Below are 24,648 nucleotides of genomic sequence, written 5' to 3' on the forward strand. Positions count from 1 at the left end.
CAACTTGTGAGGTGTATTTTTTGAAGACAGTCGCAGATTACATGTCGGAAGCACTACGGAACCTTGGTGTTACCCATTCCTTTGGTATCATCGGTAAATCCATTTGTCCTATCGTTCTTAAAATGGTAGATTACGGTATTGAATTTATTCCTGGAAGACATGAAAGCAGTTCCGGCTTCGAAGCAGCTGGTTATGCGCTGAAAACTGGAAAACTAGGCGTAGCTTTTGGCACTTCGGGTCCTGGTGGAACAAACCTACTAACTGCAGCAGCACATGCTAAGGCCAACAACCTACCTGTCCTATTTATTACTGGCCATCAATCTATTAAAGAGCTTGGAATTCCCCAATGTCAGGACTCTACCTCTTTTCTAGCTGATTTAGCTGATATGTTTAGACCTGCCACCTTATATAGCAAGCTTATTGAACGTGGAGATCACTTTAGCACAATCTTTAATCATGCCATATCCATTGCTTTGAGCGGTAATCGTGGTCCCGTTCACCTTTGTATTCCCTTTGATGTACAAACGGAATTGCTAGAGGAATGTAATATTGTAATCCCTGAACGCGAATCACTGGTTAGCCATGCTAATATCGACCGTGTACTTGATGCTATAAATAACTCAAAGAATCCAATAATTATCGCGGGTAAAGGCGTTAACCGCTCAGGAGCACATAGTGAGCTAATTCAATTAGCAGAAACATTTAATATTCCTGTAGTTACATCTCCAGGTGGTAAAGGAGCTATAGCTTGGGATCATCCACTCTATCACGGTCCAATTGGAGTAGGCGGTTGTACCCATGGGGATGACTTGCTGAATCAAAGTGATCTATTTATCGTTCTCGGGTCACGTTTAAGCGATATGACTATTTGTAATCTTAAAAGGGAAAATCATCCTGCAACATTAATTCAGTTTGATAGCGATCCGACTTTTGTCGGAAAAATATTGTTCTCTAAAACGATTCCAGTGACTGGAGATCTACGTGACAATCTAGTTTGCTATCTCAATAATATTGACACGAACAACATCACAAAACGCGAAGCACCGACAAATTCCGATTATACCGAAGAGCCTCCGATTTTACCAAACCTTTCACTTGCATCGGTCTTGAGTACGATGAGTGATTTGATTCCTTATAACAGCACAGTCTTTGTTGATGATGGAAGTCACGGTTTCCATGCTGCGAAATGGTACAAGGTTAAGAAACCTGGCAGTTTTGTATTCGATGCTTACTTTGCATGTATGGGTAATTCCATCGGGATGGCAATTGGCGCAAAGGTTGCTGCACCAGAAGAAACGATCTTCTGCATTACAGGAGACGGCTGCTTTATGATGCTAGGCGCAGAGATTAACGCTGCTGTCTGCAAGGATATTCCTGTCATATTCATTGTTGTGAATAATAAACAGCTAGATATGGCTCTAAAAGGTATGGAAAAAACTACAGGACGTATTGACGGAACGATCTACGAAGTCCCTATGGACGCTGTGAAATTCGCAGAATCACTTGGTGCTACGGGTTACAAATGTGAGACAGCTGAGGAGTTCGAAACAGCTATCAAGGACGCTGTTGCCATCAACCGTGTTGCCGTCATTGAACTGCTAACAGACCGTGATGAGGTCCCTCCGACTGCTCATCGTACTCTGAACCTAAATTAGGAGGTCACTTATGAAAGACAATGTAAACAGTGGTCTTAACCACTTCACGAATCTCTCAGGAGACTACGGAGCTAAGGCACTGGCTCCGATTAAAGAACATTTCCCTGATTTGGCTGAATTTATTATGGGAAATGCCTACGGCGATATTTTTCAACGCAACACAATCGAAGCTGACTGGAAGGAAATCGCAGTTATCTCTGCCCTGATTTCGATGGGTCAGTTTGATCAATTGGGTGTTCATTATGTCATGGCTCTTCGTGTGGGAGTTACTGTAGAACAACTCAAAGGGATTCTATTACACTTAGTACCCGCAATAGGGGCACCTAGAATCATTACCGCTTTTAATATCCTTCTCGAAACGATTGAAGAAATAAAGTAACTATATGCCGGATGGCAAAATGTAGCATTTGTTATTGAATATTAAATATTGCAACACAAAAAGCGGCAGGCCAAGGATAATCCTTAGCTTGCCGCTTTTTGTGTTAATCTGTGATGGGGACTTTAGGACTCACTGGCAAAGGACAAACCTTTCTCCGTGAGCGCACGCCGTAATTGATTAAGTGCCTTAGGTCCCATCCCGTGTAACTGCAGAAGCTCTGACTCAGTGAGCTTACTGATTTGGTGAATCTCTGTATACCCAGCACCATGGAGTGCTCGAAGCGCAGGCTTGGCCAATCCAGTCGGAAGATCTGATTCTGATCCGCCAAGCATTCCTGCAGGATCAGTTTCTATATTTCTGTTCTTAGACATATGCATCTCCCTGATCACTGATATCCTTCGTGTTTCTCCCAGCCCATGGTCCGCGCTACAGCGTCTTTCCACGCGCTGTAACGACGTTCACGCTCATCCATACCCATTACAGGTGAAAAGACCCTCTCCGCTTTATTGAAGCTTTCCAGCTGTTCTCTTGTCCAGACCCCATAGGTTAATCCAGCCAAAAGCGCTGCTCCCAGCGCAGTCGTCTCCGCATATGTAGTTCGAGTAACTTCACTACCGAGGATATCAGACTGGAACTGCATCAGCAAATCATTACGAACAGCTCCACCATCTACACGAAGGCCGGTTAATGGCATGCCCGCATCTTTTTCCATAGCCCCTATTACGTCTCTAGACTGAAATGCTAATGACTCTAACGTTGCCCGTACCAAATGTCCCGAGGTTGTGCCTCTAGTTAGACCGAATACGGCTCCACGTGCGTACATATCCCAATAAGGTGCACCTAGTCCAGTGAAAGCTGGTACGACGACAACCCCTTCACTGTCCTCAACTTCCCGTGCTTTGTCTTCTGAGCCTGCCGGCTCCGTTATGAGTCCCAGCCCTTCCTGAAGCCATTGCACAGCCGCTCCGGCTACAAATACACTGCCCTCGAGCGCATAATAGAGTTCCTCTCCCATTCCCCAGGCCACAGTGGTCAACAGACCATGACTGGAAACAACGGCTTCCGTGCCTGTATTCATCAGAATAAAGCATCCAGTTCCATAGGTGTTTTTGGCACTGCCGGGTTCAAGACAAGTATGCCCAAACAAAGCAGCCTGTTGATCTCCCAATACAGAGTGAATAGGGATTTCTGCACCGAACCACTGTGCATCTGCTGCACCAAATTCACTACCGGACATTCTCACTTCTGGCAGGATGGAGTGTGGTACTCGAAGCTCATCCATTAGCTCTTCATCCCAGCAGCGTTTATGGAGATTATATAGCATCGTACGTGATGCGTTAGTTACGTCAGTGGCATGTATAGCTCCGCCAGTAAGCTTCCAGATTAACCAACTGTCCACCGTCCCAGCTAATAACTCGCCATTATTCGCACGCTCTCGGGCGCCTTCCACATGATCAAGAATCCAGGAGAATTTGGTTGCAGAAAAATAAGCATCCACAACGAGTCCCGTCTTGCTAGCAATAAGTCCCTCTAACCCCTTACTCTTGATCTCTTCACATAGCTCTGCAGTACGTCTGTCCTGCCATACAATCGCAGGATAAATCGGCTTACCTGTTGCTCTATCCCAGATTAGGGCCGTTTCCCTCTGATTCGTAATACCGATAGAAAATATTTCCTGAGGCGCAATCCCGCTCCGAGTAATCGCCTCTCTTGCAGCTGCAAGCTGTGACGCCCAAATTTGCTCTGGGTCATGCTCCACCCAGCCAGGGCGGGGGAAAGATTGTTCAACCTCATATTGTCCTTGTGAGACCATTCTAGCGTCCTTATCGAACAATATGGCTCGTGAACTGGTAGTCCCTTGGTCTAAAGATAAAATCATTTGATGGCCTCCCAAGCATAAACAATGAGATATGTTCCACGATGAACAAGATTAATGTGTTCGTTTCAACAAAAAGCACCTCTGCTGTCAGAGGCGCTATCACACATTGTGTTTGGAATTACTGTTTTTCGACAGGAAGTCTTAGGGTAAAGGTAGTACTCTCACCCAATTTACTGGAAGCTGTAATGGTTCCATGATGCGACTCAACAATATTTTTAACAATCGCAAGCCCAAGTCCCGTTCCACCTGACTCTCCACGTACACGTGCCTTATCGGCTTTGTAGAAACGGTCAAATATATACGGCAGGTCTTCCTGAGGAATACCGACGCCTTCATCCTGAATTTTAATTTCAAAATAGCGACGTCCTTCTAAGATACAAGTTCCTGTATGAACTGTGATCTTCTTACCGCCCTGTGTATGACGAAAAGCATTATCGAGCAAGTTCGTTAAGACCTGCTCCAGCTTATCTTCATCCGCAGCCTTAAGAACAAGGACATCGCTCTCTTTGTTTAGCTGCAGATGAATATCACGCTCTTTAGCACGTACGGAAAATTTACGGTACACACGTTCAAGCAGTTCATTCATATCTACCTCTGCCTTCAACATATCCGTGTGTCCGGCTTCCATTCGCGCAAGGTCGAGTAAATCCTTTACAAGACGTCCCATACGGAGTGATTCATCATGAATGACCTGAATCAGTTCACTGCTTTCCTCTGGTGAAGTAGCCATGCCGTCAAGTAAAGCCTCACTATAACCTTGCATCATCGATAATGGCGTCCGAATCTCATGAGAGACGTTCGCCACGAAGTCACGGCGCATTTTTTCGAGTCGTACTTCTTCAGTCACATCACGCAGAACAGCAACCACTCCACGAATGCTACCCTCAGAATATAAAGGTGCCATATGGACGGACCACACGCCCTGCCGGACATGTACATTAGAACGCTCATCGCCGCCTTGTTTCAACGTGCTCAAAAATAAAGGACGAAGGGGAGGTGGAACATTACTCTCAGCCGTTTCCGAATGAGGTTCAATATCACTCTCTTGTTCCCACTCTAAATCGCTCCAACTCTCAAGAAGCGATTGACCATGCGGATTGGTCAGAATTATCTGGCCTAGGGTGTCAAAGGTGATTACAGCATCACTCATGCTGCGTAATACACTGGATAGATGACCCTTCTCATGGTGCAGACTGCGGATATTCTCTTCCAACTCCTCAGCCATATGGTTGAAGGAAGTCGCCAATTGACCGATTTCGTCGCTCGTGACAAGCGTCAGCCTTGTTCCGTATTCACCACGTCGAATATTGTTTGCAGCCTCGATGACACGTTGCATCGGTTGAGTGATCTTGGTGAACAAGAACAACGCGAAGAATGTCGTCAAAGAAAATCCGATCATGCAGGTATACATAAATAAACGTTTGATATCACCAGAATTGGCAAAGTTACTGTCGATATAGGGAAGTAGAAACAACCCGAGTGTAATCAGTACGACAGCGACCAGGCAGATGATCGTAACCCACAGCTTACCGACAAGACTTCTCCAGAAGTTCACTTATTTAGGTACCTCAAGTTTGTAGCCTACACCCCATACGGTAGTAATCATCGCCGCAGATTCCGGTGATACCTTATTCAGTTTTTCACGAAGACGTTTAACATGGGTATCTACAGTACGTAAATCTCCGAAAAACTCATAATTCCAAACATCTTTAAGCAATTCTTCACGAGAGAATACTTTATCCGGCGAAATCGCCAAATAATGCAGCAGTTCGTATTCTTTCGGTGTCAGACTCACTTCTTCACCGCCAGCAGTAACCCGGTGTGCGTCATGCTCAATAATAAGATGAGTAAATACAATGTTATTACTGGAGTTGCTCTCTTTGGACAAAAATGCAGTTGCCGAAGAACGGCGCATAATGGCCTTCACGCGATAAATCACTTCGCGAGGGCTAAATGGCTTCACGACATAGTCATCAGCACCCATCTCAAAGCCCTGTACACGATTAATCTCTTCGCCTTTAGCTGTAAGCATTAAGACTGGTGTTGACTTGACCCCTCTGAGTCGGGTCAACACTTCCATTCCATCAATGCCAGGCAGCATAACATCCAGCAAAATCAGACCGTAGTCATTTGCAGTTGCTTTACGAAGAGCGATTTCTCCATCTTCTGCTTCATCGATTTCATAGCCTTCTTTTTCAAGATACATCTTAAGCAGGCGGCGAATGCGTTCTTCATCATCCACTACCAGAATTCTGTTTAAATGATCTGCCATTTCACAACAACCCCTTCATCAAATACAGTAGAACGTAACCTTAAATCCATTGTGCTGTGTTAGCAGGTAAACTATGCTCAGTCCGTCCCCGCATAAGAATGAAGTCCGGCGATGACTAGATTAACGCCAACTAAGGTAAACATTACGACTAAAAAGCCTAGAACAGCAAGCCAAGCAGATTTTCGCCCTTGCCATCCACGAGCTAATCGTAAATGAAGATAAGCACTGTAGAAGAGCCAAGTAACGAGTGCCCAGACTTCTTTGGGGTCCCATCCCCAGAATCTTCCCCAGGCAATTTGCGCCCATATCATTGCAAAAATCAAAGCGCCTAATGTGAAAATAGGAAAGCCAATGGCTATCGCCCTATACGTAATCTCATCTAGATCGCCTTCATCAATTCCCTCCATTACCGGGTGAATCGCTGCGCCTAGTGGCTTACGTACGATCAAGCGAAGAATTCCGTAAAGGAGTAATCCTGAAAGAATCGACCAGATTACAGTATTAAACTTCCGGCCAGCATTCACACCATTCATCCATGAAGGAGCTTCAAAGAAAGGTTCTTTCATGCCAAGAAACGACTGGAAGCTTTCAATTTCGCTATTGTGAGGGGCCACAATCGGCGGCATTCGATAACTCACTTTCTCTATTGTACTATTTTCCTGCCCTGCGCTGTCAATCGTAACGTTGGGACGGACAAAAACAGTCTCATAGCCTGCTCCGCGGAAAGCAAAAACTGAACCCAGAAACCCAATTATAACAATGATTGAAAAGAGAGTAAATTCAATCAGCCTTTGTTGTTTACGATCCACCTTTTCTTTACTGGAAAAATTAACAGTCCGCAGCAGATACATCAGCCCTGCCGCAAATCCTACTGCGAAAAAGGACTCACCCAGCGCTGCCAGGGTTACGTGAATCTTGAGATAGTTCGATTGCAGAGATGGAATTAACGGCTGAACCTCCTGTGGAAAAACAGCTGCGTATGCCATCACAATAATACTAATTGGAACTGCAAACAGTCCGAGAATAACCTTACGATAGATCGCATACATCACTGTAAAGGCTACCATAACCATCATAGATAAGAAAGTCATGAACTCATACATATTGCTGACTGGAATATGCCCTGAACCAGCCCAGCGCGTAAAGAAATAAATAAGATGAAAGATAAGACCTATAGAAGATACAATAAAAGCTATTTTACCCCATCGAGCAGTATGCTCCTCTGGCTTGCGGCCCGACCACTTGCGACCCATGATAGCGATAGTGAATAACATAAACGACCCGCTGTATAATAAGAATGCGGCAATAAAGACAGCACTGCTGATATCGAGCAAGCTCATGTAAGGCCTCCTCCATTATCTATTGATTTTTCATCGACTACCATATCTACTTTTTCTAAAATAGAAACGATCTCACGGCGGAAACCGAACCAATTCTTGTTCGTATGTCCTCCGAGTATTAGCTCTCCGTTTACAACGGTAAGCCAGATGCGTCTATGCTGCCAGTAGAATCCAAGGATTAAACCCAGCATCACAATTGCTGCACCTAACCATACAAAAGGCATTGCACGATCATTACGTATATTCAAGTATGTAGTCGATTCCGAAAAATCAACATCGCTCATGTTGTCCACTTCAAGCTCAAGAAATCTATTGCTGCCGCCAAGCTTATCATTAATAGCAACCTGCTGAAACTGAGACTTATCTACCTGCTTAGGAAAATAGAAGTACTGCTGACCTTCCGCTGGCAAATTCGGTCCTTGAATCAAGAACAAGAATGCTGGTGCATTCGGATACGGCGACTTAGATATCGGCTGCCCATCCTCATTTAGTCCAAAATCCATATATTTCTCTTTTAAAGTCATCGTATAAGGTCCCGCTGTTATCGTACGCTGCGGATTCTTCATATCCAGTTTGAATTTACCGTAAGACTCCCCTGTGGTGGAGTTCTTAAGCACAGGCTGTACGGAACGCAGCACAGGCGTTAAATCATAATCAAACTGATACGCTTTCAATCCTTTATAATCCAAAGGTGAGTTTACTTGGATATCATGTGTTGTCACCTCGGCAAGCTGCGGTTCCTTAGTAGGATCTCCGCAATCTGCGGTACATTTATATAGCACTGCTTTAGTTTGGAATAATTTTGGAAGGATTTTTTTGCCTCGAAACTCCTCAGGCATCTCTTCATCTGTATAGAACTCTACGGTGAATTTCTCGTTTTTTAAATAGTAGGTCGTATCCGGAATCTGTGTAATCTCCCCTTGCGGGAAAGCTAGATGCTGATCCATGTTGAGACCCGGCAATCCTCTTGCCAATACAGCAAGTAAAAAAATAATCAAACCAATATGTATTACGTAAGGTCCCCAGCGGCTGAAACGGTGCTTCTCTGCTAGCAGAGCTCCTCCATCTGTTTTGACTCGGTAGCCCTTTTTACGCATAGGTTGAACCACCCTAGCAACCCAAGCTTCTGGTTCTTCTTGCACTTCAGTGACTAGCACGGCCTTTTGCCGAGTTAAAAACTGACGATGCTTTCGAATCTTCTGTCTAGTTAATGCCTTATATAGCGGAAGTACTCTGTCCAAACTACAAATGACAAGTGAAGCACCAATCATTACGAGTAGAGTTACAAACCACCAGGATTCGTATGTATGTGAAAGTCCAAGCTTATAGTAGATGTCCCCTGCTGTTCCATACTCCTGCTTATAATAACTAGATGCATCAATATTAAGAAAAGTACTCTCCTGAGGAAATATCGTGCCCAGCATAGAGCCTAACAGTGTCAATACGATTAGATAAATCGCTATTTTGACGGATGAAAAAAAGTTCCATACGCGATCAATCATGCCTGGATTAACACGCTGCGAACGACGGGCTACACCGTCATAACGCATTTCCAGATTCTCGCCCCAATCCGATTCTTTGCCAAGCGGTTTTCCGCATGCTTCGCACAGAACAGTACCTACAGGATTCTGGTGGCCGCATTCACATTTGGTATTGGTTATAAAAGCCTCGCGTTCACTCATCAATCCACCAGCTTTCCAATTTGATCATCTAGTGAATCTAAATCAAGCTGGCCGATATGAATGCTGTCAATTTTACCCTTTGGATTAATAAAGAAAGTAGTTGGAAGTGGAGAAATACCATAACTTCGCACAGCATCTCGTCCCGTGTCCATCAGAATCGGAAAATCAATGTCGACCTGCTTCACAAAATTCTCGACAGTCATCTGATCTTCACCTACATTGATTCCTATAACGACTACATCCTTATCTTTCCATTTCTCCCATTGTGCTTGGAGGGCCGGCATTTCTTTCACACATGGTGTGCACCATGAGCCCCAGAAATTCAGCACAATAGCCTTACCCTTATACTCGTCTAATGTATGCCCAAGTCCATCTAGACCTAGCAAATCAATGGCAGGCGCTTTACTACCTTCCTCTGGCTTACCACTTCCACCAAATACAGAGGAGCCAATTGCATAACCACCCACTAGAACGATTAGAAACAGAATTACGATTTGAATTGGTTTTCTCGCTTTACCCACATGTAAAGCCCCCTTCTGTGACGCAACTCATACTTATGTTGTAAGGTGTGAACATCCTATGAACATTATAGCGAATTTAGTCACAGTATTAGGGGGCTCAATTGTGAATATTCTGTGTCTTTATGACTCTTTACGTGGAGTTCTTTCTTTTAGCAATCCTGCTTTAGCAATTTGCTGCAGATGGTTAATTTCATCTTTGGTCAAATGACGGTAGGATCCGCGTTTAAGATTTTGCAGCATAATATCCCCGAAAGAAATCCGTTTCAGACGGATGACGGGGTGTGAAATCGCATCAAACATGCGTCGTACCTGACGGTTACGTCCCTCGTGAATCGTAATGCTGATTACCGCTTCTTTATTCACTTCATCGATATCTTTGTACTCTACTTCGGCAGGCGCTGTCATACCATCTTCCAGCTTGATCCCAGCCTTTAGCTTGTCCAATGCAGTTCCGTGCGGTATACCCTTGACCGTAGCATGATACGTCTTAGGTACGTGATGCTTAGGATGGGTAAGCAAGTTAGCGAAATCCCCATCGTTTGTTAACAGCAGCAAACCTTCCGTATCGTAGTCCAGACGGCCTACAGGGTAAACCCGTTCTGTAATTCCTTTAAGGTAGTCCGTTACAACCTTACGACCCTTTGGATCGGAAGCACTTGTAATTACTCCTTTAGGTTTGTTGAACATAATGTAGATTTTGTTCTCGCCCCGGATCAGTCTACCGGAGACTTTAATAATATCTGTTGCGGGGTCCACCTTCGTGCCAAGCGTAGTTACGAGTTCCCCGTTGACTTCCACTTTACCGGCCAAAATCATTTCTTCACACTTACGTCTGGACGCCACACCGGCCTGCGCCAAAATTTTCTGTAATCTTTCCATTTTCGACTAGTCACCTCAGATTAATGATAACCATCAGAGGGATAAATCACAAGTTCATTCCATGGAAAAAATGCTCCTGGGCAGTATTTATTGTGGGGTTCGATGATTAAAGGGGAGATTTGGTAGCGCTCTACCAATTCTAGAATGAGTTTACCCGTTGCAAATAGCTGTTCCTTCCTGCCAGATAATGGAGGAATTCCATCTTCCCTGCTGAAATCACCTTCCAAGCAGATGTGAATATACTCCGGATCGGTCAGTAGCGGTGCCGCGTAAATGGCTCCGTCCACTCCAACCCAGAAATCAAAACCTTTGCCGTTAATGGAAGTACAGCGAGACTGGTGCAGAATAAAACCTTTATAAATCATAGCGGATTGCCTCCCTCCACATTGCTGAATTAGCATATGTCGAGGAAGGATAGGGGGTGACGCCGCCTACCCAAAAAGCAGGAGACAGACCGCGATCGCTGCAACGAAGCCAACGACATCGGAGAATAGACCTACCTTAAGTGCGTAGCGGCCGTTACGCACGCCTACGGCGCCAAAATAAACTGTTAATACATAGAGTGTTGTATCCGTACTGCCCTGTATGGTAGAGGCAATCATGCCGATTAGAGAATCTGGACCATGAACGCGAATCAGATCTGTGGTATAAGCTAGCGAGCCTGTCCCTGTGAGGGGCCGCAGAAGGCCAAGTGGCAGTACTTCTGGAGGGACGCCAAGCCCTTGCAGAGCAGGAGATATAAATCCCATGAGGAAGTCGAGTGCACCCGATGCACGAAAAACACTGATCGCTACAAGCATCCCCACGAGATGGGGAATAATCGCGATTGCCGTACCAAACCCATCCTTTGCCCCTTCAACAAACGACTCATACACTGGGACTTTACGCGTATAAGCATAGAGTGGGATGAACGTAATCATGACCGGAATCGCCCATGCCGATATGAGACTGATTAACTGGTACAAGTCATGCTCACCCTTTCAAAGAAGAATTAGGCAGCGACGTCTTCGCCAATGAGGCAGAACCAGACTTTGCTGATGGCGGCTTTGGAGGTTTGCGCAGCAATGTCATCCTTCGGAAGAATCGGTCAGCCGCTATCGCCGCAAGGGTCGCCACAGCTGTTGCGGCGAGGGTCGTGCCTACTATTCCAGCAGGATCTGCCGAATTGTAATTCAATCGAATCGCAATTAATGTCGCGGGAATAAGCGTAATGCTTGCCGTGTTAAGCGCAAGCAAGGTACACATAGCTGGCGTTGCCGTATCTTTATCAGGATTGAGCTTCTGTAACTCCTGCATCGCCTTGATCCCCATAGGTGTAGCCGCATTGCCTAGTCCAAGCAAGTTAGCGCTCATGTTGGAGAGGATATAACCGATCGCAGGATGACCCTTCGGCACATCTGGAAAGAGGAAGGATACAATTGGACCAAGTATCTTGGCTATTTTTTTAAGCAAACCAGCATCCTCTGCGATCCGCATAATTCCAAGCCAGAATACAAGCACACTTATTAAACCGAAGCTTACTGTAACCCCACTCTTAGCTCCGTCGAATACGGCGGCTGTAAATTCATCCATTCTGCCGTTAACGGCGGCGAACAGAAAACCGATGATGATCATTCCTAGCCAAATCCCGTTAATCATGGATACGCCTCCCTCTTCATTATTCAGCCTATCTGCTTACTTGGAGCTTTCCCCCAATTTAAATAACGCCTTCAGTGCACTTCCTAAAGCCTGAAACCAATTATTCGCAGGATAAGTGTGTGCTTGAGTTGCACTATATTTTTTAGTATAAGCGGATTCCTCCGGTGGTAAGGACTCTCGTGTATACACCGGAACCCGGCCTATTTCTTTGTCACCTAGATTTAGTACGAGAACCCCTTGCAGTCCAAAGTTTGATCTTACAGTTTTATCTGATGCTGCAGGCATCTGATTTAGGACAAGTTTGGTGGTCACTCTATCCTGTTCGCCTTGTCCGAGAGGATAGGCAAATTTTTTAGCTGTCACGAAGTCATAACCGCTTACGGGATCCTCACGTTCGATCAATGTCCTTAGCGGATAGTGATTAAACCCGAAGTTTAGTAGTGAAGCATGATCATTCCAGTCGTCGCCATCATTTATTGTCACTGCGACAAGTTGCTGACCGTTTCTAGTCGCCGAGCTGACAAGGCAGCGTAGCGCTTTTTTGGTATACCCTGTCTTTACACCGTCCGCTCCCTCATATAAATACAGCATTTTATTCTTGTTTCTCCATTTGTAATCCCATTTCTCATTTGGATTGTCTGCAGTTTTCTCCTGCGTTTTCACTATTTGCTTAAATACAGGATTATGAAGAGCATAAGCCGTCAGAACGGCTAAGTCGTTAGCACTCGAATAATGGCCTTCAGCATCAAGACCATGCGGATTAGCAAAATGAGTATTCTTCAATCCTAGCTCTTCAGCCTTATTGTTCATCAGGTATACAAACCCTTCTTCAGATCCGCCAATATGTTCAGCAATCGCTGTTGCCGCATCATTCCCTGAGCGCAGCATTAGACCATACAACATATTTTCCAGCGTCATCTCTTCTCCTTGCTGTAAATAAATTGAGGAGCCTTCTTTGGCGAAGGCATTTTTGCCAACTTTGACTTTGGATGCTAAATCGCCATTCTCAATAGCGATGAGGGCGGTCATTATTTTAGTCAGGCTGGCAATAAGCATAGGCTCATCTCCTCGACTGCTATACAGAATACGCCCGGATTCCACATCAATCAGCGCTGCTGCCCTTGCATGCGTAGATATGGAGCTGTTCTCCGCATGGATCAAGGTTAGCGGTGTCAGAAGAAACAACACAATGCTCAGTAATAAGGCGATTGGAAATTTACGGGTTATTGTCTTCATATTTATCCTCCGGATTCTTATCGGTTCTTAAGTAAAGTCATTCATTTCATGCTTATGTTGTACAAGTGTATGCGGACCAGCCTTAGGGTATGTCCTCTCCACACAAAAAGGGACACCGCCTGATGTAAGGCGATATCCCCGAGGCTATTTGAACAATTATGTGTACCTAATGTGTTGAAGATTGGGATGTATTTGGATCGGGTTTAGCAGGTGCTTGTGATGCTTGTGCTTGTGGTGCTTGTGTAGCAGTTGACCCAGCTTGACCTGAAGAACTGCTGCTTTGGAACATGGTCTGGATTTTGTCGATGAGCCCAGGCGTGGCATCGATAATTTTTTCGAACAAATGCGTTTGATTGTCGAGTGGCACAATGTTTACCCCATCCTTACCAACCACTAGAAAAGCAATTGGTCTGATGGAGACACCGCCCCCACTACCGCCACCAAATGGAAGCATTTTGACACCGCCTTGGGAGCTGGATCCACTTATAGAATCCTCTACTCGATAATCACTACCCCCTGCAGCAAATCCAAAGGCCACTTTACTAATCGGGAGAATAATACTACCGTCAGGTGTTTGTACTGGATCTCCAACAATCGTATTAACATCTACCATACCCTTGATATTTTCCATCGCTGTTTGCATTAGGCCCTGAATAGGATGGTCGCTCATATTGTTTCCTCCTTTGATTGAGTACGATTTCTCATGCTTCTACAGCGCTTATCATCCCCACATCCACACATTTGTATGTAACTTTCATTCTAAACTTTGCCCATGAGGCTCCCTGCGCATCCGTTTTAGTAACTTTCTCCATTTACTGATTCCCCCTGTCTCTCTCAAGACACGTAGAAGGAGCTTCATTGATGCGTATACGGCATAGGAAACGGACATTTTACCCTCACATACGAACTCCATTGAAAAAGAATGCTCATCTTGAAAAACAGGCTTTACAAACACTCGTGGATTATATTTCAATTTGACCCACTGCGAAATAAATCCAACGATGCTCCACTTCAATCCCCATACGGCCCCTGATACTATGGCAGTGTCAGCTGCATCACCAAGTGAGAAATCCGTGGACCAGTCGAGCTTTGATATTTTGACATGAGATACGGTTTCCTTAAACCATTTTTTCAATCCGCGTGTAGACTTCACTGCTAGTTGTATATTGTCCCGCCAGTGCTCAAATCTTTTTTTATCGAATTGCTCTTCCTTCACAGTATCAACACCTGTAGTCGCGGATCCCGTCTCTTTAAACTTCCCGATCACACCTTGCTCCAATCCTTTAAAGACCAATCGGGGCAGTTCATAGTGGAGTTTGATTAGACCAAAAAGAGTCTTAACATCTAACTCGAGCAGATCATTTTTGTCATGTTTATAGCACCGGATGCGGAAATCGATAGATGAAGACAGAACCAGGATCATTGCCAACACCAGCAATCCGAGGGGAATTCCAAGCCATAACGTCACGTATTTACCTCCAAGAAACCGAAATAATGGGAACCTTTGGTTTAGTATGGCAATTTAAGCTGGAAAAAATTCGGGGTTTGGTTAAAAAAGTGCCTCTTCAAAAAAAATAGGGACAGCCCATAAACCATATGAATGGTTTATGGGCTGTCCCAGCAATATAAATAATTGCGGAATTACAAAAAAACTAAGGTTCCTCTATATCCTCGAACGTCATTTGAGTATCCAGCTTATTGAACAATAGCTGCGTTTCCTCTTCCAAATTATCCGTGGATTCGAAGTTTGATGGTTCTGGCAACTCATTCAGACTTGCAAGGCCAAAGCTTTCCAAGAATGATTTAGTCGTGCCATACAAGATTGGACGTCCTACCGCTTCCGCACGACCTACCTCATGGATCAAATCCTTATTATTCAGCGTATGAATTGCACGTTCAGATTTCACACCTCGAATTTCTTCGATCTCCACCCGTGTAATCGGCTGACGATAAGCCACAATCGCCAATGTCTCTAATGCGGCTTGAGACAAAGTGGATCTAGATGGGGAATAAGCCAATCGCTCAAAATAATGGGCATGCTCAGGCAATGTAGCCAGCCGGTAATTCCCGGCAATTTGGACTACCTGTAACCCCCGCTCCTGAGTTACATAATCCTCTTTCAGTTCTTCTAATGCTCCAGCCGCAAGCTCTGGCCGCTGCTCCGTAATCTCGGCGACTTGCCGTACGGAGATTCCTTCATCACCTGATAGAAACAACAGGCCTTCAATAATCGATTTCAGCGTTTTGTAATCCATTGAAGTGTTCTCCTCCTCTCCACTCCATTACGATGTCATCAAACAATTTCTCTTGGTAGCAAAAAATCGCCTTCATTTTCATTAGTTCCAGAATCGCAAGAAAAGTAACTACGATTTCGTGTCGCGCCATTTCATCGTGAAGCAGTGCTGAGAAATGGAGCCTTCCGCCCTTTCCTCTGCGCTGCAGAGCATCCGATACATCACGTATACGATCTTTTACCGATATTTCGTCCCGGGTGATCCGCTGGTAAGAAGACCTTCTTGCCGCCTTACTTAGTGCTTTACGGAAAGCAGCTATAAGGTCGGAAGTATGTAGTCCTTTTAGCGTATGGTCGATCTCTTCAGGCACGAATGGACCCAGATCCTCCGGTTCCTTCGTAAAAATCAAGCTCCGCTCGCTCTCCATATCCATTAAATGAACAGCAATACTCTTGAATTTACGATACTCAATCAGTCGCTGAACGAGCTCAGCTCGTGGATCAAATTCATCTTCCTCGTAATATTCAAAATCATCGATCTCAATGACCGGTGGTTTGGGCAGCAATAGCTTGCTCTTTATAGATAATAGGGTTGCAGCCATCACGAGAAATTCACTCGTAATATCCAGTTCAAGCTCCTGCATACTTCGCAGGTATTCCATATACTGTTCGGTGATCTCGGCGACCGGAATGTCCTGGATGTCGATTTCCGCCTTATCAATTAAATGCAAAAGCAGATCCAGCGGACCTTCAAACGTTTCCAGCTTGTACAATACAGTCACGAAGCATCCTCCCGCCAAAAAAAGTAAAGTGCAGCGCCCAAAGGGACGCTACACAAGTAGAAAGGGCTTTATAATCCATGCTTTCTTCTTATACTATAAATAAGCACGAATTCAACTGATTCGTCAATAGCTGTCTTACTTAAACAGTTTGTTAAGATTCGCCATTTCAATCGCAGCAGTCGCAGCATCCCAGCCTTTATTCCCTGCTTTAGTTCCTGAACGCTCAATGGCTTGTTCAATGTTTTCAGTAGTAACTACCCCGAAAATCGTCGGCACGCCGGTTTTAAGATTAATCGCGGCTACGCCTTTAGCGACTTCATTACATACATAATCATAGTGTGTTGTAGAACCGCGGATAACTGTTCCTAAAGTGATTACAGCGTCGTACTTACCGCTTTCCGCCATTTTTTGAGCAATCAACGGAATTTCAAACACACCTGGAACCCAAGCCACATCTACCTCATCATCACCAACACCGTGGCGTTTAAATGCATCTAGTGCACCGGATAAAAGCTTACTGGTAATAAATTCATTAAAACGTCCTACTACGACTCCGTATTTTAACCCCTCAGAAACTAAATGTCCTTCTAAATATTTCGGCATATCAATCATCTACCCTTCGTTTTTTATAATGTATGGTTATACTTTCGAATCCTCATTTTGTTCAATGTCGTCAAAAGACAACAAGTGTCCAAGCTTCGCCTGCTTCGTATGGAGATAATTAGTATTATCTTTATTCTCCGGCATTTGTATTGGCACGCGTTCAACAACTTCCAATCCATAGCCTTCCAATCCTTTGATCTTTCGAGGATTGTTCGTTAAGAGACGAATTTGACTTATACCTAGATCCTTCAGAATTTGTGCTCCAATCCCGTAATCACGTAAATCTGCTGGAAAACCAAGCTTAAGATTCGCATCTACGGTATCTAGTCCTTCTTCTTGCAGCTTGTAGGCTTTAAGCTTATTAATAAGACCAATACCTCTACCTTCTTGGCGCATATAGAGCAATACCCCTCTACCGGCAGCTTCGATCTGCCGAAGCGCTGCTTCAAATTGCGGACCGCAATCGCAGCGATGGGAGTGAAATACATCCCCCGTCAAGCATTCGGAATGTACACGTACTAACACTGGCTCATCCCCTGAAATATCGCCCTTCACCAATGCTACATGTTCTTTATCATCCACTTCATTTGTATAAGCAATGGTCTGAAACTCACCGAAATCGGTAGGCAGACGCACCGACACCTCGCGATTGACGAGCTGTTCCTTCTCATTCCGATAGTGAATGAGATCTTTGATGCTGATTAATTTAAGATCATGCTTCTTAGCAATCTCAACTAGATCAGGCAACCGAGCCATCGAGCCATCTTCCTTGATGATTTCACAAATCACACTGGCTGGATATGCACCACACATACGGGCTAAATCAACAGCAGCCTCTGTATGTCCGGAACGGCGCAATACGCCGCCTTTTTTCGCAATCAGCGGGAACATATGGCCAGGTCTACGGAAATCAGACGGCTTCGCTTTAGGGTCAATCATGGCCTTTACAGTCAAGGATCTTTCCCCTGCAGATATACCAGTAGTTGTATCGATATGGTCTACGGATACGGTAAACGCTGTGCCATGATTATCTGTATTGTGGCTGACCATGGCCTGCAGTTCAAGTTCTTCCGCACGTTCTGCGGTAATTGGCATGCAGACCAAACCACGTCCCTCAGTGATCATAAAATTGATGACTTCTGGTGTCGCCCGTTCAGCAAGAGCTATAAAATCCCCTTCATTCTCACGATCTTCATCATCCACTACGATGATGACTTTGCCGCGCATTAAATCATAAATAGCTTCTTCAATCGGGTCCAAGACACTTTCCTTCTTCGATTGTTCGCTCATGATTCTATCCTCCTAATAGCTTTACCAAGGTTGTTTCCGTCCTCGTAAGCTTACTCTTTATTTAAACAAATCCGTTCGCAGCCAAGAAATCATGGCTAATCCCAGAGCTGCTGTCACTTTCTTCATCCTGTCCAGTCGAGCCATAATGCATAAGATGATCGACATATTTACCAAGGACATCACACTCTATATTTACACTGTCTCCTGCCCGCTTGTAAGTTAACACAGTTTCCCCCAACGTATGCGGAATAATGGATACAGTCAGCGATGAAGCGGTCGTCTTTACTACAGTTAAGCTAATGCCATCGATCGTGATCGACCCTTTAGGAATGATGTATTTGAACAGTGATTTGCGATCTGGCGTGATCTCATATACTACTGCGTTTTGATCACGTTTCACACTTTTGATAACACCTGTGCCGTCCACATGACCCTGAACAATATGCCCTCCAAATCGGCCTCCGGCTGCCATTGCTCGTTCCAGATTCATCCGACTGCCAGGACGCAGCTCCTTCAGGTTACTGTTTCGATAGGTCTGAGGCATGACATCCACTGTAAAATAGTTCTCGCCTAAAGTTGTCGCTGTAAGACAGACGCCATTAACCGATACACTGTCACCAATCTTCAGATCATCCATGATGACCGAAGCGGCAATGTTCAGCACCATCATTTCTCCACCGGTGGAGACACTTCTCAAAGTGCCAACTTCTTCGACTAATCCAGTGAACATGCTTTCCCTCCTAAAAGTTTTGTAAGCATTACTTTAAAGAAAACACTTCGTTCTTAACTTACATCAGAAGCATTCGCTTTAGCGTACCGGAGTACCGCTGATACATACATTATCTCCGAGCACTTTTACTTCCAATCCCTCCAGAGAAATCGCATCCTTCATCAGCTCTACACCTGGAAATACGAAGGTCCCTTTCGCATTAGCACCACCGCCGACAATCTTTGGAGCAAAAAAGAGGATCACTCGATCAACCAACCCACTCTCAAGCATCGCACCGTTTAGCGTACCTCCGCCTTCAAGTAAAATTGATCCAATTTCCATCTCGCCGAGCGTTACCATAGCAGCCTTCAAATCCACCCGTGGTCCTGCACCGCTAATAACGATTTGTACCCCTGCCTCAAGCAGAGCAGCTTTCTTGTCAGCATCTGCAGCTTCTGTTGTCACGATGATAGTAGGCGCTAGACCGTCACTTACTACTGCTGAATCCAATGGAGTACGTAGTCCAGAATCAATCACGATCCGCACCGGGTTAATCCCAGGCACTTCCGTTCTTGTCGTCAGTGAAGGATTATCTGCAATCACTGTGTTCACACCGACCATGATCCCCTGATGCCGATGCCGCAGTGTATGTACAATCTCCCGCGCTTCTCCGTTCGAAATCCACTTACTATCACCTGATTTGGTAGCCAGGTTGCCATCCAACGTACTGGCACTCTTGAGCGTCACAAACGGCTGTTTGGTCAAAATATACTTGATAAACCGCTCATTCAGCCGCAGCGCACGATCACGCAGCAACCCTACTTCTACTTCAATGCCATGCTCGCGTAGCATTTGAACCCCGCGGCCTGCCACTTGAGGGTTAGGGTCTTCACAAGCGACTACCACTCTGGCTACGCCCTCATCGATTAGCCTTTGGCTGCAAGGAGGAGTCTTGCCATAGTGACTGCACGGTTCCAGTGTGACATAGGCAGTGCTACCCTTAGCTTGACCTGCCGCCATATTCAAGGCATGCACCTCAGCATGACCTGTTCCGCGCTGCAAATGAGTTCCAAGCCCAATCATAGCTCCATTCTTTACAACAACGCAGCCAACAACCGGGTTAATTCCCGTCTGCCCTTGGGCCCGTTCTGCCATATCCAGCGCCAGCGACATATAAAACTCGTCATTCATGTTGTCCATCTCGTCCTCCTATCCCCTTACTGTCTATCTGATTTAAAAAACAGAAAAACCCATCTCATTCTCCAGGAGGAGTTCAAGATGGGTTATGTGAGAGTTTATCGGCAGTCCAAATAAAAGTGTGCGTAAATAACCGTCAATCGACGGCAATTGTGAAATATCGCACATAATAAATGAAAACACTGCAGTCCACCTGTCTATACAGACAAGCGGTTAACCTCTCCTTCTTCCATCCAGACTATACTGTCGGTCCCGGAATTTCACCGGGTCCACCGTTCGCGTCAACAACGCGAGCCGGGTAGCGGACTAAGCGCGGTAGATAAACTTAATAATTAAGCACTCTACAACAGCATCACCGCCGGTAGGGAATTACACCCTGCCCTGAAGGATTGATCCTTTATTTAATTGAGGTTCAAGTTTTCCTTACTAACAAAATTATCACTTACACCATCGAAATGCAAGTGCGTTTAATATATTTACTTAAAATTTGTAACTTAATTCTAAGATGTACGGTGATTACAAGAAGAAACGACATTGTTTTTTATAAACAAATTTACGAATAAAAAAGAAAGCAAAAAAGCGCCAGGACTAATATCTCCAAGCGCTCCTTGCTTTCTTTTTCCAATTACAAACCACGTTCTTGTTGTTTCAACAAATCACGAATTTCAGTCAACAGTACGATATCCTCGGCAGGTGCAGGAGTCTCCACTACTTCGACTTTAACCGCTTCTTTACGTTGAAATTTGTTTGCTAGCTTGATCACCATAAAGATTGAGAAGGAAATAATAAAGAAATCAACCACTGCCTGTAAAAATAGACCGTACGGGATAGATAATTTATTCTCCATCACCATAACATTCAGAGCCCGATCCTTGAGATCTATACCACCTGTTATTAAGCCAATGATCGGCGTTATAATGTCTGACACTAATGAAGTCACAATTTTACCAAAAGCTGCTCCGATTACTACAGCAACCGCTAAATCCAACACATTTCCTTTCAGGGCAAAAGCTTTAAACTCTTTCCACATCTTCCAATTTCCCTCCAACCTATCGAATTTGAAATTATTATAGCATAGTAGCTTCCCAAATCTTAAGACTTGTTAAGAAACTATTAAGTTTACCTTTACTTTTACCTGCCGCCGTTGTTAAGAAATCTCTTGTTAAATAAGGATTACGAACTACATGAAAGGAAGATTTCTATCATGACAACTCTGAAAAAAGAAAAAATTCCAGAGCTTCAGCTCGTTCGTGCTCTTTGTATTATAGCTGTAGTCACTGTTCATGCCACCTCATATGCAACTTTACAAATGACAGGTTCGCGTTATTTTGCTATCTACAATTTCCTGAATATTTTTATGAAATATGGCGACCTTTATCGCGATGAGTGCCTTTGTGCTTTTCTATAATTATAATGAGAGACCTGTGAATAAAGCGCTTCTGACCTCATTCTACAAAAAAAGATTCCTTTACATCCTGCTTCCATACTTCATGTTCTCATTGTTTTATTTCACGTTAACGCAGCTTGCAGTCGGTTCACCTTTCAATGGAGAGTTGATTCGGAATTTTTTTGTTAAGCTTTTCACTGGTAAAGCCTATACTCATCTCTATTTCGTATTCATCAACATGCAATTCTATCTGTTATTCCCTTTTCTTCTGCTCTTGTTCAAACGTTATCCGCAGATTCGTAAATACTCTATTGTCGCAGGAATTCTCATCCAATGGGGTTTCATCCTTGCTAATAAATATCATTTTCAAGTCGCAAACAGAGGCAGCTGGTGCCTCACCTATTTCTCCTATTACATGTTAGGTGCATGGCTCGGAATGTATTATCCACAGATTAAAACATGGATTGAGGCGCATCGATCAGAGCAAACTAAAAAGAATAATCCGCCTGGAATGGTGTTTCGAGGAATTTGGGCGATTTGGTTAACCTCAGGAATTTCTCACACGATGTTATATTACCAAAATCGACGATATGGCACTTCATTCAACTCGTTGATTTATGAACTGCTATACAGTACTTTTGCATTTACAAGCCTGTTAGTTTTAATGTCTGTTGCACGGTTTCTGTTGAGAAAATCATCACTTTCATTCTTATACCAACCGCTTGAGCGGTTAGGATCGTTTTCATTTGGTGTATATCTGATACATCCGCTATTCTTACTGCTATACAGACAACTTTCTCCAACAATCAGTACTTCGTGGCTTCTGCATCTCTGGTATGTCGGCGGCTTTATTATAGCTCTAGGCTTTTCTTGGATCGCCGTTAGTCTTTTAGCACGTTATTTGCCGTTTGCCTGGGTGCTTTTCGGAAATGTATCACAGAACAAAAAAGAAGGATCACACACGACTTCACATCGCTCATCGCCAGCCTTTAAATAAGTATTTTGAACGTGAATATATTGTATACTTCTTGTAGAACGATTGCTTTACAAGCAAGAAAGGACGCTGAATCATGCACAACGCAACACTGCTTTTGGTTGACGATGAAGCCGAGATTATCAAGCTCATGCAGATCTATCTGGAGAACGAAGGATATCGCCTGTTAACTGCTCGAGACGGACTGGAAGCACTTGAAATTATCAAAAAAGAAACGATAGACCTAATGGTACTAGATATTATGATGCCCAACATGGACGGTATAGAGGCTTGTATAAAAATTCGAGAAACACAAAAATTCCCGATTATTATGTTATCAGCAAAGGGTCAGGAATTAGATAAAATCACAGGACTCAGTGTAGGTGCGGATGATTATGTTACGAAGCCGTTTAGTCCGCTGGAGCTCGTTGCCCGAATTAAATCCCAGCTGCGCAGAACCCGAAATTACATGGTCGATCTAAGTGCCAAACAGGATGAAATCATCATTGATGGCTTAGTTATTAACTCGGTGACGCATGAAGTTAGCGTGGATGATCAGCCCGTTAAACTTACTCCGAGAGAGTTCGCAATTCTGGAGCTGCTCGCCCGTAACAGGGGACAAGTACTAAGCATGGAGCAAATCTACGCCAAAGTATGGAAAGAGCAATTTCTCGAGAGCAATAATACGCTCATGGTACACATTCGAAAAATCAGAGAAAAAATTGAAGCTAATCCGAGAAAACCACAATATTTGAAAACGGTATGGGGCGTTGGCTACAAACTGGAAAAGGGAGGTTCTTCTAGTTGAATTTCAAACGATTCGATACCCTCTCCTGGAAAATAGTTGGCTTCAGCTTAACAAGTTTAGCACTTACAGCAGCAATTTTATTGATGGGTTATTATGGGACATCCCTTTTAATATGGCTAAATCCTTCGCGTTCCTTTTTTGGGGTTAAACTCATCCTCTGGGTAATCAATAACATCGGTTCTACGCCAATAGTGATTCTTATTGGGATTCCTTTGTTTATCTTTTTTATCCTAAAGCTATCCAGAAGTACCACAAAAAAGCTTCATAACATTACAAGCGGAGTTCAAGCGATTGCCGATGGCAATTTATCTTTCAAGGTAACAGTAACAGGTACGGATGAACTCGGTAAACTCGCCGAAAATATGAACCTCATGGCTGGCAAGCTAAAATCCGCTATAGAGGAAGAACGAGCAGCTGCGAAAGCCAAAAACGACTTAATCACTGGTGTATCCCATGATCTCCGAACCCCGCTAACCTCTGTGCTCGGATTCCTTGAGTATGTGGAGAAGGATCGTTATAAGAATGAGGTTGAGCTGCGTTATTATGTGAATATTGCCTATGAGAAATCACTGACTCTAAAAAAACTAATCGACGATTTATTCGAATATACACGGGTTAGCAGCAGCGGTCTCCCTCTTAATATAGAGCCTGTAGATCTCGGAAAGCTGCTCGAACAGCTTGTCGAGGAATTCGCTCCCGTACTAGAGCAAGCGGATATGACCTACCGTATTCATACAGATAAGAGCCCTTTAATTATCTATGGTGATGCGGACGAGTTGGTACGGTTATATGAGAACCTATTTACCAATGCGGTTAGATACGGTAAAGAAGGTAAGATTCTAGATATTTCTGTCTATAGAAAAGACGATAGAGTGATTGCTACATGCACGAATTACGGCAATCCAATCCCTGCTACGGACCTCCCACACTTATTTAAACGATTTTATCGCGTAGATAAGTCACGTTCCAGAGAGACTGGCGGAAGTGGTCTAGGACTCGCGATTGCCAAGAGCATCACAGAGCTTCACGGTGGAACGATTTCTGCTAAAAGCTCACGTAAACAAACTGAATTTGAGACTTCCTTCCCTGCGAGCGAATGATGCTTGCGGGGATTTTTTTACAATCTCATCCATTAAGAAAAAGATAAGAATTCATAACATAAAGGCTTAAGATCTGTGACTTATA

General features: G+C 44.2%; 27 protein-coding genes and 1 riboswitch. Of the genes, 6 read left to right on the forward strand and 21 right to left on the reverse strand.

The annotated features are described in order from the left end of the window. Nucleotides 1-11 precede the first annotated feature (11 nt). On the forward strand, nt 12-1,655 hold the full coding sequence (locus ACN6MV_RS21265) for a thiamine pyrophosphate-binding protein (protein WP_419884771.1): 1,644 nt from the start codon (nt 12-14) through the stop codon (nt 1,653-1,655). Nucleotides 1,656-1,665: 10 nt separating this feature from the next. Then, on the forward strand, nt 1,666-2,034 hold the full coding sequence (locus ACN6MV_RS21270; RefSeq protein ID WP_042129622.1) for a carboxymuconolactone decarboxylase family protein: 369 nt from the start codon (nt 1,666-1,668) through the stop codon (nt 2,032-2,034). A 122-nt stretch (nt 2,035-2,156) separates the two neighbouring features. On the opposite strand, the gene ACN6MV_RS21275 is transcribed toward ACN6MV_RS21270, so the two are convergent. The 21 genes from ACN6MV_RS21275 to mscL all read right to left on the reverse strand — a co-directional run bounded on the left by ACN6MV_RS21275 (nt 2,157) and on the right by mscL (nt 21,325). Beyond that, entirely contained in the window at nt 2,157-2,405 is a 249-nt protein-coding gene (locus ACN6MV_RS21275) for a DNA-binding protein (protein ID WP_231573845.1), read from the reverse strand. A gap of 14 nt (nt 2,406-2,419) precedes the next feature. Then, nucleotides 2,420-3,913 (reverse strand): glycerol kinase GlpK, encoded by a 1,494-nt coding sequence (glpK, locus tag ACN6MV_RS21280; RefSeq protein ID WP_419884772.1) that lies wholly within the window; start codon nt 3,911-3,913, stop codon nt 2,420-2,422. 118 nt (nt 3,914-4,031) lie between these two features. Next, a complete protein-coding gene (locus ACN6MV_RS21285) occupies nt 4,032-5,468 on the reverse strand; it encodes an ATP-binding protein (protein ID WP_419884773.1) in 1,437 nt (478 codons plus the stop codon). Then, entirely contained in the window at nt 5,469-6,185 is a 717-nt protein-coding gene (locus tag ACN6MV_RS21290; protein ID WP_036676174.1) for a response regulator transcription factor, read from the reverse strand. Nucleotides 6,186-6,262: 77 nt separating this feature from the next. Then, the gene (gene ccsA / locus ACN6MV_RS21295; RefSeq protein WP_419884774.1) at nt 6,263-7,525 is read right to left on the reverse strand and encodes a cytochrome c biogenesis protein CcsA; all 1,263 of its coding nucleotides are present in this window, start codon (nt 7,523-7,525) and stop codon (nt 6,263-6,265) included. After that, nucleotides 7,522-9,207: a cytochrome c biogenesis protein ResB gene (resB, locus tag ACN6MV_RS21300; RefSeq protein ID WP_419884775.1), complete on the reverse strand. Its 1,686-nt coding sequence runs from the start codon at nt 9,205-9,207 to the stop codon at nt 7,522-7,524. Before resB ends, ccsA begins: the two co-directional genes overlap by 4 nt. After that, nucleotides 9,207-9,728, reverse strand: coding sequence for a redoxin domain-containing protein (locus tag ACN6MV_RS21305; RefSeq protein WP_042129633.1), 522 nt, complete (start codon nt 9,726-9,728; stop codon nt 9,207-9,209). The genes resB and ACN6MV_RS21305 overlap by 1 nt, the downstream gene beginning before the upstream one ends. Nucleotides 9,729-9,848: 120 nt before the next feature. Continuing rightward, nucleotides 9,849-10,607, reverse strand: a complete 759-nt coding sequence (locus ACN6MV_RS21310; RefSeq protein WP_042129634.1) for a pseudouridine synthase — start codon at nt 10,605-10,607, stop codon at nt 9,849-9,851. Between the two features lie 20 nt (nt 10,608-10,627). Continuing rightward, nucleotides 10,628-10,972, reverse strand: coding sequence for an N-acetylmuramoyl-L-alanine amidase (locus ACN6MV_RS21315; RefSeq protein WP_042129637.1), 345 nt, complete (start codon nt 10,970-10,972; stop codon nt 10,628-10,630). 66 nt (nt 10,973-11,038) lie between these two features. Next, complete coding sequence (locus tag ACN6MV_RS21320) at nt 11,039-11,527, reverse strand: spore maturation protein (protein WP_042129639.1); 489 nt, start codon at nt 11,525-11,527, stop codon at nt 11,039-11,041. A gap of 52 nt (nt 11,528-11,579) precedes the next feature. After that, entirely contained in the window at nt 11,580-12,245 is a 666-nt protein-coding gene (locus ACN6MV_RS21325; RefSeq protein ID WP_042129641.1) for a nucleoside recognition domain-containing protein, read from the reverse strand. Between the two features lie 36 nt (nt 12,246-12,281). After that, nucleotides 12,282-13,481, reverse strand: a complete 1,200-nt coding sequence (locus ACN6MV_RS21330) for a D-alanyl-D-alanine carboxypeptidase family protein (protein WP_076119791.1) — start codon at nt 13,479-13,481, stop codon at nt 12,282-12,284. Between the two features lie 166 nt (nt 13,482-13,647). Next, the gene (gene ytfJ, locus ACN6MV_RS21335) at nt 13,648-14,151 is read right to left on the reverse strand and encodes a GerW family sporulation protein (protein WP_419884776.1); all 504 of its coding nucleotides are present in this window, start codon (nt 14,149-14,151) and stop codon (nt 13,648-13,650) included. Between the two features lie 84 nt (nt 14,152-14,235). After that, entirely contained in the window at nt 14,236-14,949 is a 714-nt protein-coding gene (locus ACN6MV_RS21340) for a DUF2953 domain-containing protein (protein WP_042129646.1), read from the reverse strand. A 184-nt stretch (nt 14,950-15,133) separates the two neighbouring features. Further along, nucleotides 15,134-15,736, reverse strand: a complete 603-nt coding sequence (gene scpB, locus ACN6MV_RS21345) for an SMC-Scp complex subunit ScpB (RefSeq protein ID WP_042129648.1) — start codon at nt 15,734-15,736, stop codon at nt 15,134-15,136. Continuing rightward, a complete protein-coding gene (locus tag ACN6MV_RS21350; protein ID WP_076119793.1) occupies nt 15,705-16,496 on the reverse strand; it encodes a segregation and condensation protein A in 792 nt (263 codons plus the stop codon). The genes scpB and ACN6MV_RS21350 overlap by 32 nt, the downstream gene beginning before the upstream one ends. Before the next feature lie 135 nt (nt 16,497-16,631). Then, nucleotides 16,632-17,099 (reverse strand): 6,7-dimethyl-8-ribityllumazine synthase, encoded by a 468-nt coding sequence (gene ribE, locus ACN6MV_RS21355; RefSeq protein WP_036676377.1) that lies wholly within the window; start codon nt 17,097-17,099, stop codon nt 16,632-16,634. Between the two features lie 36 nt (nt 17,100-17,135). Next, nucleotides 17,136-18,389, reverse strand: a complete 1,254-nt coding sequence (locus tag ACN6MV_RS21360) for a bifunctional 3,4-dihydroxy-2-butanone-4-phosphate synthase/GTP cyclohydrolase II (RefSeq protein ID WP_076119794.1) — start codon at nt 18,387-18,389, stop codon at nt 17,136-17,138. A gap of 61 nt (nt 18,390-18,450) precedes the next feature. After that, nucleotides 18,451-19,119, reverse strand: coding sequence for a riboflavin synthase (locus tag ACN6MV_RS21365; RefSeq protein WP_419884777.1), 669 nt, complete (start codon nt 19,117-19,119; stop codon nt 18,451-18,453). A 78-nt stretch (nt 19,120-19,197) separates the two neighbouring features. Further along, the gene (gene ribD / locus ACN6MV_RS21370; protein WP_076119796.1) at nt 19,198-20,298 is read right to left on the reverse strand and encodes a bifunctional diaminohydroxyphosphoribosylaminopyrimidine deaminase/5-amino-6-(5-phosphoribosylamino)uracil reductase RibD; all 1,101 of its coding nucleotides are present in this window, start codon (nt 20,296-20,298) and stop codon (nt 19,198-19,200) included. Between the two features lie 214 nt (nt 20,299-20,512). Then, nucleotides 20,513-20,688: riboswitch (FMN riboswitch) on the reverse strand. A 232-nt stretch (nt 20,689-20,920) separates the two neighbouring features. Then, nucleotides 20,921-21,325 carry a large-conductance mechanosensitive channel protein MscL gene (gene mscL, locus ACN6MV_RS21375; RefSeq protein ID WP_042129658.1) on the reverse strand — a complete coding sequence of 135 codons (405 nt, stop codon included), beginning with the start codon at nt 21,323-21,325 and terminating at the stop codon, nt 20,921-20,923. Between the two features lie 174 nt (nt 21,326-21,499). Between mscL and ACN6MV_RS21380 the strand changes: the two genes are divergently transcribed. The 4 genes from ACN6MV_RS21380 (at nt 21,500) to ACN6MV_RS21395 (ending at nt 24,563) form a co-directional block, all read left to right on the forward strand. Then, nucleotides 21,500-21,703, forward strand: a complete 204-nt coding sequence (locus ACN6MV_RS21380) for a hypothetical protein (RefSeq protein WP_419884778.1) — start codon at nt 21,500-21,502, stop codon at nt 21,701-21,703. Nucleotides 21,704-21,719: 16 nt separating this feature from the next. After that, nucleotides 21,720-22,679, forward strand: coding sequence for an acyltransferase family protein (locus tag ACN6MV_RS21385; protein WP_419884779.1), 960 nt, complete (start codon nt 21,720-21,722; stop codon nt 22,677-22,679). 73 nt (nt 22,680-22,752) lie between these two features. Continuing rightward, nucleotides 22,753-23,463 carry a response regulator transcription factor gene (locus ACN6MV_RS21390; RefSeq protein ID WP_042129662.1) on the forward strand — a complete coding sequence of 237 codons (711 nt, stop codon included), beginning with the start codon at nt 22,753-22,755 and terminating at the stop codon, nt 23,461-23,463. Then, nucleotides 23,460-24,563 carry a sensor histidine kinase gene (locus ACN6MV_RS21395; RefSeq protein ID WP_042129663.1) on the forward strand — a complete coding sequence of 368 codons (1,104 nt, stop codon included), beginning with the start codon at nt 23,460-23,462 and terminating at the stop codon, nt 24,561-24,563. The genes ACN6MV_RS21390 and ACN6MV_RS21395 overlap by 4 nt, the downstream gene beginning before the upstream one ends. The last annotated feature ends 85 nt before the right edge of the window (nt 24,564-24,648 follow it).

The organism is Paenibacillus sp. B-A-8 (assembly GCF_048572915.1).
Taxonomy (GTDB): domain Bacteria; phylum Bacillota; class Bacilli; order Paenibacillales; family Paenibacillaceae; genus Paenibacillus_AQ.

What these genes read in the sequence shown, in the direction of transcription:
- ACN6MV_RS21270 (WP_042129622.1), top strand. Translation starts at nt 1,666, where the DNA reads ATGAAAGACAATGTAAACAGTGGTCTTAACCACTTCACGAATCTCTCA.
- ACN6MV_RS21275 (WP_231573845.1), bottom strand. Translation starts at nt 2,405, where the DNA reads ATGTCTAAGAACAGAAATATAGAAACTGATCCTGCAGGAATGCTTGGC.
- glpK (WP_419884772.1), bottom strand. Translation starts at nt 3,913, where the DNA reads ATGATTTTATCTTTAGACCAAGGGACTACCAGTTCACGAGCCATATTG.
- ACN6MV_RS21290 (WP_036676174.1), bottom strand. Translation starts at nt 6,185, where the DNA reads ATGGCAGATCATTTAAACAGAATTCTGGTAGTGGATGATGAAGAACGC.
- ccsA (WP_419884774.1), bottom strand. Translation starts at nt 7,525, where the DNA reads ATGAGCTTGCTCGATATCAGCAGTGCTGTCTTTATTGCCGCATTCTTA.
- resB (WP_419884775.1), bottom strand. Translation starts at nt 9,207, where the DNA reads ATGAGTGAACGCGAGGCTTTTATAACCAATACCAAATGTGAATGCGGC.
- ACN6MV_RS21310 (WP_042129634.1), bottom strand. Translation starts at nt 10,607, where the DNA reads ATGGAAAGATTACAGAAAATTTTGGCGCAGGCCGGTGTGGCGTCCAGA.
- ACN6MV_RS21315 (WP_042129637.1), bottom strand. Translation starts at nt 10,972, where the DNA reads ATGATTTATAAAGGTTTTATTCTGCACCAGTCTCGCTGTACTTCCATT.
- ACN6MV_RS21320 (WP_042129639.1), bottom strand. Translation starts at nt 11,527, where the DNA reads ATGATTACGTTCATCCCACTCTATGCTTATACGCGTAAAGTCCCAGTG.
- ACN6MV_RS21325 (WP_042129641.1), bottom strand. Translation starts at nt 12,245, where the DNA reads ATGATTAACGGGATTTGGCTAGGAATGATCATCATCGGTTTTCTGTTC.
- ACN6MV_RS21330 (WP_076119791.1), bottom strand. Translation starts at nt 13,481, where the DNA reads ATGAAGACAATAACCCGTAAATTTCCAATCGCCTTATTACTGAGCATT.
- ytfJ (WP_419884776.1), bottom strand. Translation starts at nt 14,151, where the DNA reads ATGAGCGACCATCCTATTCAGGGCCTAATGCAAACAGCGATGGAAAAT.
- scpB (WP_042129648.1), bottom strand. Translation starts at nt 15,736, where the DNA reads ATGGATTACAAAACGCTGAAATCGATTATTGAAGGCCTGTTGTTTCTA.
- ribE (WP_036676377.1), bottom strand. Translation starts at nt 17,099, where the DNA reads ATGCCGAAATATTTAGAAGGACATTTAGTTTCTGAGGGGTTAAAATAC.
- ACN6MV_RS21360 (WP_076119794.1), bottom strand. Translation starts at nt 18,389, where the DNA reads ATGAGCGAACAATCGAAGAAGGAAAGTGTCTTGGACCCGATTGAAGAA.
- ACN6MV_RS21365 (WP_419884777.1), bottom strand. Translation starts at nt 19,119, where the DNA reads ATGTTCACTGGATTAGTCGAAGAAGTTGGCACTTTGAGAAGTGTCTCC.
- ribD (WP_076119796.1), bottom strand. Translation starts at nt 20,298, where the DNA reads ATGGACAACATGAATGACGAGTTTTATATGTCGCTGGCGCTGGATATG.
- mscL (WP_042129658.1), bottom strand. Translation starts at nt 21,325, where the DNA reads ATGTGGAAAGAGTTTAAAGCTTTTGCCCTGAAAGGAAATGTGTTGGAT.
- ACN6MV_RS21380 (WP_419884778.1), top strand. Translation starts at nt 21,500, where the DNA reads ATGACAACTCTGAAAAAAGAAAAAATTCCAGAGCTTCAGCTCGTTCGT.
- ACN6MV_RS21390 (WP_042129662.1), top strand. Translation starts at nt 22,753, where the DNA reads ATGCACAACGCAACACTGCTTTTGGTTGACGATGAAGCCGAGATTATC.